This window comes from Nocardioides sp., assembly GCA_037045645.1.
GTDB lineage: Bacteria > Actinomycetota > Actinomycetes > Propionibacteriales > Nocardioidaceae > Nocardioides.
Map to the genome: position 1 here is coordinate 715380 of JBAOIH010000001.1, position 14185 is coordinate 729564.

At 68.4% G+C, this 14185-nt stretch carries 17 protein-coding genes; 11 read left to right on the top strand and 6 right to left on the bottom strand.

The features are described 5' to 3' along the window. Window positions 1-93: 93 nt before the first annotated feature. Together V9G04_03470 and V9G04_03475 are read left to right on the top strand one after the other, a co-directional pair. Window positions 94-261: a DUF3117 domain-containing protein gene (locus V9G04_03470; GenBank protein MEI2712364.1), complete on the top strand. Its 168-nt coding sequence runs from the start codon at window positions 94-96 to the stop codon at window positions 259-261. A gap of 4 nt (window positions 262-265) precedes the next feature. Beyond that, window positions 266-1807: a leucyl aminopeptidase family protein gene (locus tag V9G04_03475; protein MEI2712365.1), complete on the top strand. Its 1542-nt coding sequence runs from the start codon at window positions 266-268 to the stop codon at window positions 1805-1807. A gap of 6 nt (window positions 1808-1813) precedes the next feature. Here V9G04_03475 and V9G04_03480 read toward each other — a convergent pair whose 3' ends face one another. Further along, complete coding sequence (locus V9G04_03480; GenBank protein ID MEI2712366.1) at window positions 1814-2488, bottom strand: O-methyltransferase; 675 nt, start codon at window positions 2486-2488, stop codon at window positions 1814-1816. A gap of 114 nt (window positions 2489-2602) precedes the next feature. Here V9G04_03480 and sigE point away from each other — a divergent pair, with 114 nt between their 5' ends. From sigE to V9G04_03495, 3 genes are read left to right on the top strand one after another with little or no spacing between them, the layout of a single operon-like run. After that, complete coding sequence (sigE, locus tag V9G04_03485; GenBank protein MEI2712367.1) at window positions 2603-3274, top strand: RNA polymerase sigma factor SigE; 672 nt, start codon at window positions 2603-2605, stop codon at window positions 3272-3274. After that, window positions 3271-3756, top strand: coding sequence for a zf-HC2 domain-containing protein (locus V9G04_03490; protein ID MEI2712368.1), 486 nt, complete (start codon window positions 3271-3273; stop codon window positions 3754-3756). Before sigE ends, V9G04_03490 begins: the two co-directional genes overlap by 4 nt. Next, complete coding sequence (locus V9G04_03495; GenBank protein ID MEI2712369.1) at window positions 3753-5249, top strand: trypsin-like peptidase domain-containing protein; 1497 nt, start codon at window positions 3753-3755, stop codon at window positions 5247-5249. The genes V9G04_03490 and V9G04_03495 overlap by 4 nt, the downstream gene beginning before the upstream one ends. 25 nt (window positions 5250-5274) lie before the next feature. Here the strand turns inward: V9G04_03495 and V9G04_03500 are convergent, their stop codons facing one another. Continuing rightward, entirely contained in the window at window positions 5275-5514 is a 240-nt protein-coding gene (locus tag V9G04_03500) for a helix-turn-helix domain-containing protein (GenBank protein ID MEI2712370.1), read from the bottom strand. A gap of 151 nt (window positions 5515-5665) precedes the next feature. Here V9G04_03500 and V9G04_03505 point away from each other — a divergent pair, with 151 nt between their 5' ends. Both V9G04_03505 and V9G04_03510 read left to right on the top strand, forming a co-directional pair. After that, on the top strand, window positions 5666-6358 hold the full coding sequence (locus V9G04_03505; protein ID MEI2712371.1) for a hypothetical protein: 693 nt from the start codon (window positions 5666-5668) through the stop codon (window positions 6356-6358). A 10-nt stretch (window positions 6359-6368) separates the two neighbouring features. Next, complete coding sequence (locus V9G04_03510; protein ID MEI2712372.1) at window positions 6369-7640, top strand: hypothetical protein; 1272 nt, start codon at window positions 6369-6371, stop codon at window positions 7638-7640. On the opposite strand, the gene V9G04_03515 is transcribed toward V9G04_03510, so the two are convergent. Then, window positions 7603-8931, bottom strand: coding sequence for a hypothetical protein (locus V9G04_03515; protein MEI2712373.1), 1329 nt, complete (start codon window positions 8929-8931; stop codon window positions 7603-7605). The genes V9G04_03510 and V9G04_03515 overlap by 38 nt on opposite strands. 1 nt (window position 8932) lies before the next feature. After that, complete coding sequence (locus tag V9G04_03520) at window positions 8933-9370, bottom strand: hypothetical protein (protein MEI2712374.1); 438 nt, start codon at window positions 9368-9370, stop codon at window positions 8933-8935. 129 nt (window positions 9371-9499) lie between these two features. Here V9G04_03520 and V9G04_03525 point away from each other — a divergent pair, with 129 nt between their 5' ends. Genes V9G04_03525 through V9G04_03540 form a run of 4 tightly spaced genes read left to right on the top strand, consistent with a single transcriptional unit; the run spans window position 9500 to window position 13194 of the window. Next, window positions 9500-10945 carry a wax ester/triacylglycerol synthase family O-acyltransferase gene (locus tag V9G04_03525; GenBank protein MEI2712375.1) on the top strand — a complete coding sequence of 482 codons (1446 nt, stop codon included), beginning with the start codon at window positions 9500-9502 and terminating at the stop codon, window positions 10943-10945. 1 nt (window position 10946) lies between these two features. After that, window positions 10947-11270, top strand: a complete 324-nt coding sequence (locus tag V9G04_03530) for a hypothetical protein (GenBank protein MEI2712376.1) — start codon at window positions 10947-10949, stop codon at window positions 11268-11270. 41 nt (window positions 11271-11311) lie between these two features. Next, window positions 11312-12946: an L-glutamate gamma-semialdehyde dehydrogenase gene (gene pruA, locus V9G04_03535; GenBank protein ID MEI2712377.1), complete on the top strand. Its 1635-nt coding sequence runs from the start codon at window positions 11312-11314 to the stop codon at window positions 12944-12946. A 32-nt stretch (window positions 12947-12978) separates the two neighbouring features. Next, a complete protein-coding gene (locus V9G04_03540) occupies window positions 12979-13194 on the top strand; it encodes a hypothetical protein (protein ID MEI2712378.1) in 216 nt (71 codons plus the stop codon). On the opposite strand, the gene V9G04_03545 is transcribed toward V9G04_03540, so the two are convergent. Together V9G04_03545 and V9G04_03550 are read right to left on the bottom strand one after the other, a co-directional pair. Beyond that, window positions 13151-13627, bottom strand: a complete 477-nt coding sequence (locus V9G04_03545; GenBank protein MEI2712379.1) for a DUF2505 domain-containing protein — start codon at window positions 13625-13627, stop codon at window positions 13151-13153. The two genes, V9G04_03540 and V9G04_03545, sit on opposite strands and share 44 nt — an antisense overlap. Further along, window positions 13627-14106 carry a DUF2505 domain-containing protein gene (locus V9G04_03550; protein ID MEI2712380.1) on the bottom strand — a complete coding sequence of 160 codons (480 nt, stop codon included), beginning with the start codon at window positions 14104-14106 and terminating at the stop codon, window positions 13627-13629. Before V9G04_03550 ends, V9G04_03545 begins: the two co-directional genes overlap by 1 nt. Window positions 14107-14185: the final 79 nt, after the last annotated feature.

The following is a 14185-nucleotide window of genomic DNA, read 5'->3' on the forward strand; positions in this document are numbered from 1 at the left end:
ACGTGGGTCATAGGGGATAATGAACGCGGAGAGGGCGCCCCGGGTGCGTCCGTCTTCGTGAATGACACCAAGCAACAAGGAAGAGGTGTACGGATGGCGGCGATGAAGCCCCGTACCGGCGATGGTCCGCTCGAGGTCACCAAGGAGGGGCGCAGCATCGTGATGCGCGTTCCGCTCGAAGGTGGTGGCCGGTTGGTCGTCGAGCTCAACGCCGAGGAAGCCGGCAACCTGGGAGACGCGCTGAAGGCCGTCGTCGGCTGACCGCGTGACCTCAGTTCGTTCCACTCTTCCGCCGCAGGTCTCCCCGCCGCAGTTCGCCGTCAGCGCGCTGCGCCCTGACGAGATCGGCGGTGCCGACGCGGTCGCCTTCCCGGTGCTCGCCGAGGCTGGCGCGCTCGTGCTCGGCCCCGGCGCCGACCAGGCGAGCCAAGCCTGGTCGGTCGATCTGCTCGATCTGCTCGACGCGGTGACCGGCGGCTCATCCGCAGCCGCCACCGCCGGGCACGTCGTGGCCACGGCTGTGGTCACGGCGCAGGGTCCGAGGCCGGTCTTTTTCGTCGGTGTCGGGGACGCCACGCCCGATCACGTACGCCGTGCCGCGGCCGCGTTGGCGCGCGCGGTGAAGGACCGCGAATCGGTGGTCTCGACCATCGCCAGCGTCGGCGACGAGGACGTGCTGGCGGCCTTCGTGATCGGCATGATGCTCGGCTCCTTCTCCTTCGATCTGCGTGCCGACGGCCCGGGCGCCCAGCCAGTCGCACGCGTGGTGTGTGCGGCTCAGCCGGATGCCGCCGAACGTGATGGCACCTTGGCTCGCGCGGTCGCGATCGGTGGGGCTGCCTGGCGCAGTCGGATGTTGGCGACGGTGCCCGCCAACATCAAGAACCCACCCTGGCTGGCCGAGGTCGCACTCGAGCTGGCCGACGAGGCCGGGCTCCAGGTCGAGGTCTGGGACGAGACCAAGCTCGCCAAGGCCGGCATGGGCGGCATCCTCGCCGTCGGTCAGGCCTCGGCGACCCCGCCGCGGCTGATCCGTCTCGACTACGCCCCCAAGGGCGCGTCGCGCAAGACCCCGCGCGTCGTGCTCGTCGGCAAGGGCATCACCTTCGACACCGGTGGCTTGAGCATCAAGCCGGGCGAGGGCATGGTCACGATGAAGCGCGACATGACCGGGGGAGCGGTGGTGATGGCGACCATGGCAGCACTCGCCGCCGTCGGTTGCCCGGTGCGAGTCACCGGACTGATCGCCGCCGCGGAGAACGCCGTCGGTGGGGACGCGATGCGCCCCGGCGACGTGATCACCCACTACGGCGGTCGCACCACCGAGGTCACCAACACCGACGCCGAGGGGCGCCTGGTGATGGCCGACGCCTTGGCGTTCGCCGTCGACAAACTCGACCCGGCTGCGCTCGTCGACGTCGCGACGTTGACCGGCGGGATCAAGGTCGCGCTCGGTCAGACGCTGGGCGGGCTCTTCGCCGACTCCGACCCGCTTGCCGAGGTCCTGCTCCTCGCCGGCAGGAGTTCCGGGGAGCCGTTGTGGCGGATGCCGTTGGAGGAGGCGTACGTCGACCGGCTGGCCTCCAAGATCGCCGACGCCGACAACTCCGCAGGCGCTCCGCAGTCGATCATGGCGGCGCACTTCCTGCACGCCTTCACCGGCAACGTGCCGTGGGCGCACCTCGACCTGGCGTCGGTGGGCGATGCCCGCAAGGACGAGTACGAATGGACCGCTGGCCCGACGGGCTTCGGTGCCCGGGTGCTGTTGACCTGGCTCGGCTCGCCAGACCCACTGGACGGGATCTAGGAGCCGTCAGTCCGCTTCGGGTGACCATTCCTTCTTGGCCAAGAGCAGGCCGTCTCCGACCGGCAACAACACCGGCGTCAGGCGCTCGTCCTCGGCGATAGCGCGGCCCAGGTCGCGGATAGCGACGGTCTGCTCGTCGCGTACGACCGGGTCCGCCACGCGGTCGTGCCACAGCGCGTTGTCGAAGGCCACCACGCCACCGGGGCGCAGCAGCCGCAGTGCCGCGTCGAGATAGGCGGCGTACTCGCGCTTGTCGCCGTCGCAGAACACCAGGTCGTAGTGACCGTCGGTCAGCCGGGGGAGCACCTCCAAGGCGGCTCCGGAGATGGTGCGTGCTCGCTGGTGCGCGATGCCCGCCTCCGTGAACGTCTCTCGTGCCAGCCGCTGATGCTCGGCCTCGATGTCGACGGTGGTCAGCACGCCGTCGGCACGCATGCCGCGCAGCAGCCACAGCCCCGAGACGCCGGTGCCGGTGCCGACTTCCACCACGGCGCGGGCGTCGAGGACGGAGGCAAGGAAGCGCAGTGAGGCACCCACGCCGCTGCCGATGGGCGAGACGCCGACCTCTTCGGCGCGAGCACGCGCGTTGGCCAGGATCTCGTCCTCGGCGACGAATGACTCGGCGTAGGCGAGACTGGCGGGCTTGAGCGTGGTGGTGATGACGGCCTCCTGCGTCGGCAACGGATCATGGCTGATCCGACCCTATCGCTGAGGAGTCGGCAGCCGGGCAGATCCGCTGTCCGGAACAACGCCACTCAGTGGTTCGTTAGTCACTCACAGGTTCCCCTCAGGCTGATGCCCAGGTTCCTCTCAGTCGCACTCCCTACGTTTCAGGAGCACACCCTGTTCGACACGTTGATCCGCGCCCGTGGCGCGAGCACCCAGCCCGAGAAGTTTCTGGAGGCCCCGATGGACGAGACGGTTCCCACGTGGACCGAGATCGTCGAACGCCATTCCGACCGCGTCTACCGCTTGGCCTACCGGCTCACCGGCAACAAGGCGGACGCGGAGGATCTGACCCAGGAGGTGTTCGTACGCGTCTTCCGGCGGCTGGACACCTACTCTCCCGGCACGTTCGAGGGGTGGCTGCACCGGATCACCACCAACCTCTTCCTCGACGGGGTGCGGCGCAAGAAGCGGATCCGCTTCGACCTGCTTTCGGACGAGCGCACCGAGAGGATCAGCGCGCCCACGCCGGCGCCCGAGACGGCGTACGCCAACACGATCTTCGACGCCGACGTCGAGTCGGCCCTGGCCGCGCTGCCGCCCGACTTCCGCGCCGCCGTGGTGCTGTGCGACATCGAGGGGTTGACGTACGAAGAGATCGCCGACGTCCTCGGCGTGAAGATGGGCACCGTACGCAGCCGCATCCACCGGGGCCGCTCAATGCTGCGTGAGGCGCTGGCCCACCGGGCGCCGACTGGTGACCGAGTGCGGTACGCCGGACCTGCCGAGGCGACGCTATGACCGACCACCTCGGCGCCAAGGTGAGCCTGCTGCTCGATGGACAACTCGGCCCCGACGAGACGGAGGCTGCCTGGGCGCACGTCGCCTCGTGTGACCGGTGCAGCGACGCCGTCGCGCGTGAGGGCTGGGTCAAGACCGCACTCGCGGGCATGTCCGAGCAGGCGCCGGGTCCCTCGTCCGACTTCCGTGGTCTGCTGGCGAACGCCCCCGTCGACTCGGGCTTTCTCGGGGGTCACATTCCGAGTCGAGTTGCCGTCCTCGGTGGCGGTGCGGTGGGCATGGTGATGGCCGGGTTCGTGGCCCTGGCAGTCGCGCCCGGTGCAGTCTCCGGTGACCTGCGACCGCCCGTCGCGCAGGTGCGTGGCGCCTCGGGGAACGTCGGGATCAGCGTGGTCTCCGACGTCTCGGCCAGGACCGGTTCGCTCCGGATCACGCCCCAGCGGGTTTCCGCAGGCGTGCCCGGGGTGAAAATGGTCCCGTGACCGATCCACAGCAGCCGTCCGACCCCGCCGACCGCGACTCCTCGTCCGAACCCACGGCGCCGATCACCGGCCTGCCGGACGGTGCGCGTTCGGTCGGCGGCAGTTGGACCCCGCCGTCGGGACAGCCCCCGATCCCGCCCAATGCGATCGGCCCGACCGCACCTCGACCCAAGAGCGTCGCGGCACAAAACCCAGCCCAAAATCCAGCCCAGAGTCCAGCCCAGGGTCCAGTCCAACCTTCCCAGCTTCATCCTCAGCCGGTCCGGCAGCTTCCCCAGCAGTACGCCGCGCCCTGGGCGCAGCGCCCACAGGCGGATCAGGGAGCGTACGGCCCCGCGGGCCAGCCCAACTGGGGACCGCAGCCGACCCTGCCGCTCCACCTCGGCACTGCCTCGCGTCGACGCTCCACCGTCCCCGGTTGGCTGTGGCCGGCCGTCGCGACCCTCGCGCTGTTTGTCGGGCTTGCCGGAGGTGCCCTCGGCGGCGCGATCCAAGACTCACTCGCCGGATCCGACGAGCCCGGCACCGGCATCGAGAGCACCGGTGCGCAGACCGATGCGCCCCTGCCTGCCGCGAACGGCTCGGTCGCGGCAGTGGCGGAGAAGTTATTGCCGTCGACGGTCCAGATCGTCGCCGAATACCAAGGCGAGTCGGACGGCGCGACCGGCTCGGGCTTCGTGCTCGACCGATCGGGCCACATCGTCACCAACAACCACGTCGTGGCCAGCGCAGCCGAGGACGACGGATCCGTCGAGATCGTCGATCAGGAAGGCAACCATTTCACCGCCGAGATCCTGGGTCGCAGTGCTGTGTACGACCTGGCCGTCCTGCAGGTCGAGGGTGCCAAGCAACTTCCACCGGCTGCCCTGGGAAGTTCGACCGCGCTCAACATCGGTGACCCGGTGGTGGCGTTCGGCGCCCCGCTCGGCCTGACGTCCACCGTCACCGCCGGCATCATCTCGGCACGGGATCGCCCGGTGACGACCGGAGATTCGGCCGATGACGCCTCCTACATCAACGCCGTCCAGACCGACGCGGCGATCAATCCCGGCAATTCCGGAGGGCCGCTCGTCGATCTTCAAGGGCGCGTGATCGGAGTCAACTCCGCCATCGCGACGACGGGTGGGTATGGCGAAGCCGGCAATATCGGGGTCGGGTTCGCCATCCCGATCGAGCAGGTCAAGGTCACCGTCGACCAGATCCTCAAGACCGGGCAGGCGCGCTACCCGGTGATCGGTGCCAAGGTGCAGACGGGCGGCAAGACCGATGAGGGGGCCGAGATCAGCGAGGTGCTGCCCGACTCGCCCGCGGAAGAAGCTGGTCTCAAGCGGGGCGATGTCGTGACGCGCATCGGCGAGGACCGCGTCACCGATGGCATCGCCTTGATCGTCAAGATCCGGACTCATCAGCCCGGCGATCGGGTCGACTTCACGGTCGAACGAGACGGCGAGCAACGCCAGGTGTCCCTGACCCTGGACGGCGAGGTGGGCTGAGTGGCAACGCTGCAGGGGCGGTCGCTCAGGCGTCCTGACGTGAGTCGCTGTCCAGCGGATGCGACTCGACGAAAGCCGCGGTCTCGTCGTAGAGCTTGGCGATGAACGACTCCAACTGGGTCGACTCGACCCGCCACTGCCCGCGACCTCCGAGTTTGATCGCGGGCAGTTCTCCGCGGCGTACGAGCGCGTAGACCTGCGCGCTCGAGGTGTTGAGGACCTCGGCAACGTCCGCGAGCGTGAGGAAGCGGGGGGTCGTGGGCATGACTCCACTGTGCCACTTCGCCCCAGTCGTAGACACCCACCAGAGGGTGAGCTGTGCATAACCACCGGGTTGACTGTATTTGCGGCCGCGGTCATCCACAGGCGTACGAGAAGCGGGTTTGGTCGGCCTGCTGTACGGACACACTGCGCAGGTGGCAGTTCTCGGCGCCCTCTCCCGTTCACGTACGCCCACGCGTACGACGTCCACCGCGACCGCACCCACAGCGACCCGCGCCCAGTCCCCGACCTGGCGAGACCCCAGACTCTGGCTGGGGCTGCTGCTGGTCGCCGCCTCCGTGGCGGTCGGCGCGCGACTGCTCGCGGCGGCCGACGAGTCGGTCTCGGTGTGGTCCGTTGCGCAAGACTCTGGCAGCGGCACCGTGATCGACCCGAGTGCTCTGGAGGCGCGCCGAGTGCGGTTCGTCGAGGACGCGGATCTGGCTCGCTACTTCCTGACGTCGGCGGAATTGCCTGCCGAGCTCTATCTGACTCGGCCGGTCGGAGCCGGGGAACTGCTGGCACGCTCGGCGATCGGCTCCAGTGCCGACGAGCCGTCGTTGCAGTTGCCGGTGAAGGTGTCGGTCGAGGCGGTGCCACCGTCGGTCAAGGTGGGCAGCCGAGTAGACCTCTATGTCAGTGACGCCACGGACACCAAGGCCGACGCGCGCCTGCTGCTGCAGGACGTCGTCGTGGTGGCCGCACCGACAGCCGGAGACCAGTTCGGCGCCACCACCGATCGTCGACTGGTGCTCGCGGTCCCGGAATCGAACGCAGACGAACTCACCGAGATCATCGCGGCCACGACCTCGGGCAGCGTGACGGTGGTCAGACGGAACGCTGGATGAGGGGCGTCGGATGATCTGTGTCCTGGTCGTGGCATCCGGCTCGTCGTGGGAGCCGCGTGCGCTGGAGGTCATCTCGTCCGACCGCGAGCTGGTGCTGATCAAACGTTGTGTCGACATCGCCGACCTGCTGGCTGCGGCGACAGCGGGCCAGGCTGACGCCGCGCTGGTGTCGCTCGATCTGCCGGGCTTCGACGCCAGTGCGACCGACCTGCTGCGCCGACACCGCGTGCATTCGGTCGGCATCGTCGGTCCGGGCGGCGGCGCGCTCGACCAGCATCGCCTGCGCGGTAGTCGGATCGGGGTCTCGGCGGTGTTGGACCAGGCGGAGATCGACTCGCTGCCCTCGCTGCTCGCCGAACTGGCTCTAGACGCGGACGGCGACGTCGACCCCCCGCCGGTCGCCACACCCGGCACGGCTGGCGACCTGCCCCTGGGCGCAACCGTGGCACCTGGTCGGCCTGGACGGGTGATCGTGGTGTGGGGCCCGGCAGGGTCTCCGGGACGTACGACCGTCGCGTGCGGTCTGGCGGCGGTCTTGGCGGAGCGCGGACGGCGTACGACGTTGGTCGATGCCGATCCCTACGGCGGTTCCGTCGCACCGACCTTGGGCATCCTCGACGAGGTCAGCGGCATCTTGTCGGCCGCCAGGCTGGTGTCGTCGGGACTGATCGAGGAGCGACTCAGCACGGCGCAGCGGGCGTTGAGCCCACACCTGACCGTCGTGACCGGGCTGCCCAGGCCCGATCGCTGGATAGAGGTGCGCACCGGTGCCGTCGAAACCCTCGCCGAAGAACTTCGTCGTCATGGCGACGTCGTGATCGATACCGGCTTCTCGCTGGAGGAGGACCCGGGCTCCGACTTCGGCTCCCGACCGGGCCGGAACACGATGAGCCGCGGCGCGATCGAGGTGGCCGACGAAGTGGTCGTCGTGGGAGCGGCAGACCCGGTCGGCCTCGCCCGGCTCGCCCGTGCGCTCGTAGAACTGCGCGACACCCGAGCCGACGCCCCGGTCCGTGTGGTGGTGAACCGGATGCGCGGGTCGCTGGGGTGGCCCGAACGCGATATCGCGGGCATGGTGGAGGGTTTCGCCCGCGTCGAGTCGATCACCTTCGTGCCCGACGACCAGCCCGGTGCCGACCGCGCGTTGGCCGGTGGGCGACTGCTCACCGAATCAGGCGAATCCAAACTCCTGGCAGGGCTGCGAGAGTTGGCGGAGCGGATCGTGCCCGACCAGAGCGCAGGTCCTAAGAGGAGAAGAGCAGGTAGAGCCCTCCGGCCGTGAACATCAGCATGGCCGCCAGGAGCGACAGTTGGCCGGTCACCTGGTGCTTCCTGGGCAGCAGAGCCACTGCGCGGTCATGGGCGGCCACCACGCCCAGCACGTGCCCGACGACCACGCCGAGCACCTTGGTCACCGCCACGAACGTCGGGTGGTCCGACAGCCAGTAGTTGACCTGCCAGTCGGCGGTGCCGAACAGGTTCGTGCCGTTCGACATCGGATCACTCATCTGGATCAGCGTCTGAGTGCCGACCTCGACCAGATAACGCAGATAGTGCGCGAAGATGTAGCCGACGATGATCGGCACGATCGAGTGGGCGAACAGCATCGGCAGGTCTCGCCGAGCGACGTTGTCGCCGACGCCGGTCGCCATCGTGCCACCGACGATGATCAGTCCGACGAGCACGCACATGGTGATCAGGAGTGCGAATCCCGGCCACGTCGGCGACATTTCGCGTTCTTGCAAGAACAGGATCCAGCGAGGCGACTCCCGGAAGGAGTCGAAGGCGGTCGAACCGAAGAGGACCGCCACCACCGCGACCAGTCCTGGCGCCGGGGTGATCGTGGAGAGGTTGGCCAGCGGATTGCGTACGACCAACGCGCCGTCACGCCGTCCCCAGACTGACAGATGGGAGACCAGCGTCGAATAGACCTCGAAGGGGTCTGCTCGCGCGAACCAGCGTTGACCGAAGATCGCGCCTCCGACTACGAGCACGGCCGCCCAGACCGCGATCCACAAGCGTACGGCGCTGAGGCTGGTGTTGTCGGGTGAGACCAGTTCCATCCACACGAACGCGAAGAGACCGAGCGCTCCTGGCCAATAGCCCAGCCTGGCGGGATAGTCGAGGATGCCTCGGTCTGGGTCTGTCCCGGCCAGCCTGGACAGACCCAGGTGCAGGGTGCGCACCGGGCTGATCGCCTTCCAGACCGGTCCGAGGACAAGCGAGGCCGGCACGATGCCTACCCACAACAGGATGTAGAACATCCCGAAGATCGGATTGATCAGCAGGTCCTGGCCCCAGACCGCCGCCCAGATCGTGTACGCGAACAGCAGCAGGCCGAACGCGCGCAGCAACGCGACGAACCAGGCCGAGTCGACGATTCTTTGCAGCGCGGGCACCGCCCGACCGGACCGGGAGTCCTCGAAGCGTGGCCGACGCCAGGCGAGAGCGAGCACGCCGAATGACACGACGAGCGCTGCGACCGCGCCCGCGATGGCCAGCGAGGCCGGAATCGGGAGGTCGCGCGCCCCGCCGACCCCGTGCATGGGCAACACGAGTGCGAGGTGTGGCACGTCAGCGAACTTCGAGTGAGACCACGGGCACGCCCAACTCGTGCAGTTCGATCTCCACGATTCCGGGGCGCTCGATCGTCAACTCGAAGGTCTGCTCGCCCGGTGCCACTTCGAAGCTCTGCTCGGGTGAGGAGTGCACGTGCAACTCGTCGGCCGCGTCGGAGGTCACGTGGAGAGTGAACGGCTCGTCCACCGGCACCTGGATGCGCTCACCAGCGCCGGGGCTGACCTTGCTGCCCTCGATGGTGATGTCGATGCGTACGCCCTGCGCGGACTCGTTCTCGGTGGCCGCCGTCTCCTGCGTGGTGGCGTCGTCCGTCGGAGTCGCCGCAGTGGTGGTCTGCGCCGGCTCGGGGCTCTCGTCGCTGCTGCAGCCCGCGCCCAGCACGGCCACAACGGCGAGGACGGGGGTGAGACGGCGGGCGGTACGGCGGTGCATCAAGGGTCCTTCCGGCAGAATCAGCAGAGTCGGCGTACGAAGGCGCCGAGCGTGATGAAAGACTCTCACGCGGACGAAAAACTTCGACGCCACCCCTGCGGCGGTGGTGCGGAGGGGAGAGGTGGCGCAGTGAGTCAACGGTTGCGGACGCGCGATCTGCCGTTCCTGGCGCTGGAGACACCGAGCGCCCCCATGCACAATGCCACCGTCGAGATCTTCGACCCCGGCGAAAGTGCCTTCGACTATGCGGCGCTGGTCGACCTGATCGCCGACCGGATCGCGTTCGTGCCGCGCTACCGGCAGCGCTTGCACCACGTGCCGGGTCACTTGGCCAATCCGATCTGGCGAGACGATCCAGATTTCGACGTGGCCTACCACGTCCGCCGTTCCGCACTGCCGCGCCCGGGCACCATGGACCAGTTGCGCGAACTCGTCGGTCGCATCGTCAGCCGGCCCCTGGATCGCAACCGCCCGTTGTGGGAGGTCTACTTCGTGGAGGGCCTGGAAGGCGGCCGGGTCGCGGTGTTGTCGAAGTCGCACCAGATCCTCGTCGACGGCGTCGAAACGGTGGATCTGGGCCAGGTTCTGCTCGATACCAGTCCCGAGCCCAAAGAAGTCGAACACGACCCCTGGCAGCCCAAACAAGCCCCGACTCCGGGCGGCCTGCTCGCCCACGCGCTGGCCGAATCCGTGCAGCATCCGACCACGCTGCTGAACACGGTGCGCGCCAACGCCGATTCGCTCGTACGCCAGTCGGGCGCCGCAGCGACCCGGCTGGGGCACCTGGCCAGCGCGCTGTCCAACCGGCGTCCAGAGCACGACTCGCCGATCAACGGTGAACTGTCGCAGCAGCGCCGGTTCCTGGCCGTACGCACCAGCCTGGCCGACTATCGCAAGGTGCGCCGCGTGCATGGCGGCACGGTCAACGACGTCATCCTGGCCACGATCACCGGTGGGTTGCGCGCCTGGTTGATGACGCGCGCGGAGTCGCTGGGTGGGCTCAAGCAATTGCGTGTCGTCGTGCCGATGTCCGTAATCGACGACGAACTCGAAGCGACCTCGCTCGGCTCCCAGATCGCCGCCCACCACGTGGAGCTGCCGATCGGGGAGAACAGTCCGGTCGTTCGGTTGCACCAGGTGTCGTACTCGTTCGAGTCCCACGAGGTGTCGGGACGCGCGGTGGCCGCCAACCGGCTCGCCGGGATCGCGGGGTTCGCGCCGACGACCTTCCACGCGCTCGGGTCTCGGGTCGCGATGGCGGAGTTGCGACGGGGTTTCCACCTGTCCATCACCAATGTCCCGGGGCCGCAGTTCCCGCTGTTCGCGGCGGGCGCCGAGATGGAGGAGACCTATCCGGTGCCGCCGCTGCTGCCTGGGCATGCGATGGCGATCGGTGTGACGTCGTACGACGGCGGCGTCTTCTACGGCGTCACGGCGGACCGCGACCTGCTGCCGGATATCGACACCTTCGGGGCGTGTCTGACCGAAGCGCTCGACGAACTCCTCGACACCACCACCGAGTCGCGGCGCCGAGCGCCCCGAGGCCGCCGCAAGCCTGCGCCCAAGAAGGCCTGACGTGCGGGTCTACATCGCGACCACGCTTCCAGAGCTGGCCGTCTGGCACGCCCAGGGGCTGGTGCCTGCGGACGGCGTACGGTTCGTGGCTCCCGACGAGTCGGAGGAAGGGGAGTACGCCGCACTCGAAGCTGCCGCTGAGGCTTCGTCGGAGTTGCTCGGTGGCCTCGGACGCCGGGTCGTGGTGGTGGCGGAGACAGCTGACGAGGACGCCGAGGTGCCCTGGTCGCGGGTCGAGGCCGTGCATGCGGGTGCCGTCGACGACGACCACCGCGAGGACCTCGGGTGGTATGCCACCCAGGAGATCGCCGACCTGGTGAAGTGAGGCGGGTGGCTCGCCTGCGCATCGTCTGACACGATCGCGATATGGACGCGATCACCCACCCGCCGCTTCCCGTCAACGAGCCGAACCTCACCTACGCACCGGGGACCCCGGAGCGCGCCGAGCTCAAGGCCGAACTCGCTCGTCTGGAACGCAAGCAGCACCCCCTGCGTGCCTACGTCAACGGTCGCTGGCGCCACGGCGGCGGTGCGGAGATCAAGGTCGTGCAGCCACACGACCACCAGCACGTGCTGGGCACGATGAAGAACGCGACCGTCAAGGACGCCGAGGCGGCGATCAAGGCTGCCCAGGCCGCGGCGCTGCCCTGGCAGCGCCTGCCCTTCGACGAGAAGTGTGCGATCCTGCTCAAGGCGGCTGACCTGCTCGCCGGACCCTGGCGACAGCGGATCAACGCCGCCACGATGCTCGGGCAGTCCAAGACCTGCTTCCAGGCTGAGATCGACTCGGCGTGCGAGTTGATCGACTTCTGGCGCTTCAACGTGCACTACGCGCGAGAGATCCTGGCCCAACAGCCGATCGCGAACTCGCCGGGCGTGTGGAACCGCACCGACTACCGGCCGCTGGAGGGCTTCGTCTACGCGATCACTCCCTTCAACTTCACCGCGATCGCGGGCAACCTGCCCACGGCCCCCGCGCTGATGGGCAACACCGTGATCTGGAAGCCCTCGCCGACCCAGCAACTGGCCGCGTCGCTGACGATGGAGTTGCTGGAAGAAGCGGGCCTGCCGCCCGGCGTGATCAACATGCTGCCCGGCGACGGCCTGGACGTCTCCAAGGTCGCGCTCACCCACCCGGACCTGGCCGGCATCCACTTCACCGGCTCGACCGCGACCTTCCAGCACCTGTGGCGCACGGTGGGGGAGAACATCTCGGGCTACCGCACCTATCCGCGCATCGTCGGGGAGACCGGCGGCAAGGACTTCGTGGTGGCCCACCCGTCCGCGGACCCGGACGTGCTCCGCGTCGCCTTGCTGCGCGGCGCCTTCGAGTTCCAGGGACAGAAGTGCTCGGCGGCCTCACGGGCGTACGTCGCCAAGTCGGTCTGGGACCAGATGAAGGACGAGTTCCTCCACGAGACCGACAACATCACGGTCGGCGATGTCACCGACTTCTCCAACTTCATGGGCGCCGTGATCGACGACCGCGCGTTCGCCAAGCACAAGAGCGCGCTGGCGCGGGTCTCGCGCAACAAGCACCTCACGATGTTGGCCGGCGGCACGTGTGACGACACAGTGGGCTATTTCGTACGCCCCACGGTCGTGCAGTCGACCGATCCCACCGACCAGATGTTCAGTGAGGAGTACTTCGGTCCGATCCTGGCCGTGCATGTCTACGACGACGCGAAGTACGAGACGGTGCTCGCGCAGATGGAGTCGTTCGCGCCGTACGCGCTGACCGGGGCGATTATCGCCCAGGACCGGCGCGCCATCGCGGACGCTCGTCGCGACCTGCGCTTCGCGGCGGGCAACTTCTACATCAACGACAAGCCGACCGGCGCGGTGGTGGGCCAGCAGCCCTTCGGCGGTGCGCGGGCCAGCGGCACCAACGACAAGGCCGGGGCACCGCAGAACCTGCTGCGGTGGACCTCGCCGCGCTCGATCAAGGAGACCATGGTGCCGCCGAAGGACTACCGCTATCCCTACCTCAGTGCGGAGTGAGGCAGGCCCGATAGTCGTGGGACGATGGGCACGTGGACGTCGTGCTGTTGATCGTGTGGCACCTGGGTGCGCTGCACCCGGTGGAGAAGATCCTGACGTTCGTGCTCGCCTTCGGCCCGTTCGTGTTCCTGGGCTTCGTGATCTGGTGGCGCAAACGCCAAGACGAGGAAGACGAGCCCGAGGTCGCCGACGAGTCGGCGACGCTCAGCGAGCCAACCAGTCCGCGCCCACCTGTTCCTGGATCTTGAGTACGCGCCCCAGCGCGCGCCCGATCACGGCCTCGACGGCGCCGGCGAAGAGCGGGATGTTGGCCTTGATCTCGGCCTCGACCGCCTGCACGATCTCGGCTCCCTCCACCTGCAACGTGATCGCGCCGCTGATCTGACCGGGGCGTCCGGGGATGGATGCTGTCAGGCGCGCTTGGGTGTCACCGACCCAGAGTTCGACCTGTCTGATCTCCATTGTGGAGCCGAGCACCTTGGTCGCGGCCGACGGCAGGCCCTCGGTGGAGGAGACCGACACCAGGCTGGCCTGCCAACCTTCGTCGGTCTCCTCGATGCTGATCTCGTACGACTCGGCGCCGGTCGCCTCCGCGACCTCGGCCCGGAAGTCGGCATCCAGGAGCATCTCCCAGACGGTCTCGAGATCGCCGGCGAAGCGGATCTCCTTGTGGAATCGCATCACTCACCGGCCAACCAGGCGGCTCCGACCTCCTGCTCGATCCGCATCCCGGCGATGACCAGGTCGCCCATCAGCCTCTCTATCTTGCCGCCGATCAACGGGACCGGGAACCTGACGTCGAGTTCGACGATCTCGAGGCAGCCGGCACCGTCGTCCTCCAGTGTGATCGTGCCGCTCATGGAGCCGGGCTTGCCAGGCGTCTCGATGACCAGCGTCGCGTGCCGCTCGTCTGACCACTCCTCGCGCTGGATCGCCCGTGTGGTGTCTCCGGCGAACTTCTTGGCGAAGGACGGCAGGCCCTGCGTACGCTGGATCTGGTCGACCACGACACTCATCGCGCGATCGGTCTCGGTGATCGTGACGTCGACCGACACACAGTTCTGGGCGTCGGCGGAGGCCTCACGGAAGGCCGGGTCCGCGAGCATCGCGTAGACCTCGTCGGCAGTGGCGTCGTACGACGACTCGTGGCGCATTCTCATGGGCGCATCTTGGCACGGCGACACCCACTGTGGCGGCGATCGTCGACCGATCTCAGCGATCCAGGAGAGTTCTCGCGCT

Excerpts from the sequence above, each read along its gene's own strand:
- V9G04_03470 (MEI2712364.1), top strand. The coding sequence starts at position 94 with ATGGCGGCGATGAAGCCCCGTACCGGCGATGGTCCGCTCGAGGTCACC.
- sigE (MEI2712367.1), top strand. The coding sequence starts at position 2,603 with ATGCCCAGGTTCCTCTCAGTCGCACTCCCTACGTTTCAGGAGCACACC.
- V9G04_03490 (MEI2712368.1), top strand. The coding sequence starts at position 3,271 with ATGACCGACCACCTCGGCGCCAAGGTGAGCCTGCTGCTCGATGGACAA.
- V9G04_03500 (MEI2712370.1), bottom strand. The coding sequence starts at position 5,514 with ATGCCCACGACCCCCCGCTTCCTCACGCTCGCGGACGTTGCCGAGGTC.
- V9G04_03510 (MEI2712372.1), top strand. The coding sequence starts at position 6,369 with ATGATCTGTGTCCTGGTCGTGGCATCCGGCTCGTCGTGGGAGCCGCGT.
- V9G04_03520 (MEI2712374.1), bottom strand. The coding sequence starts at position 9,370 with ATGCACCGCCGTACCGCCCGCCGTCTCACCCCCGTCCTCGCCGTTGTG.
- pruA (MEI2712377.1), top strand. The coding sequence starts at position 11,312 with ATGGACGCGATCACCCACCCGCCGCTTCCCGTCAACGAGCCGAACCTC.
- V9G04_03545 (MEI2712379.1), bottom strand. The coding sequence starts at position 13,627 with ATGCGATTCCACAAGGAGATCCGCTTCGCCGGCGATCTCGAGACCGTC.
- V9G04_03550 (MEI2712380.1), bottom strand. The coding sequence starts at position 14,106 with ATGAGAATGCGCCACGAGTCGTCGTACGACGCCACTGCCGACGAGGTC.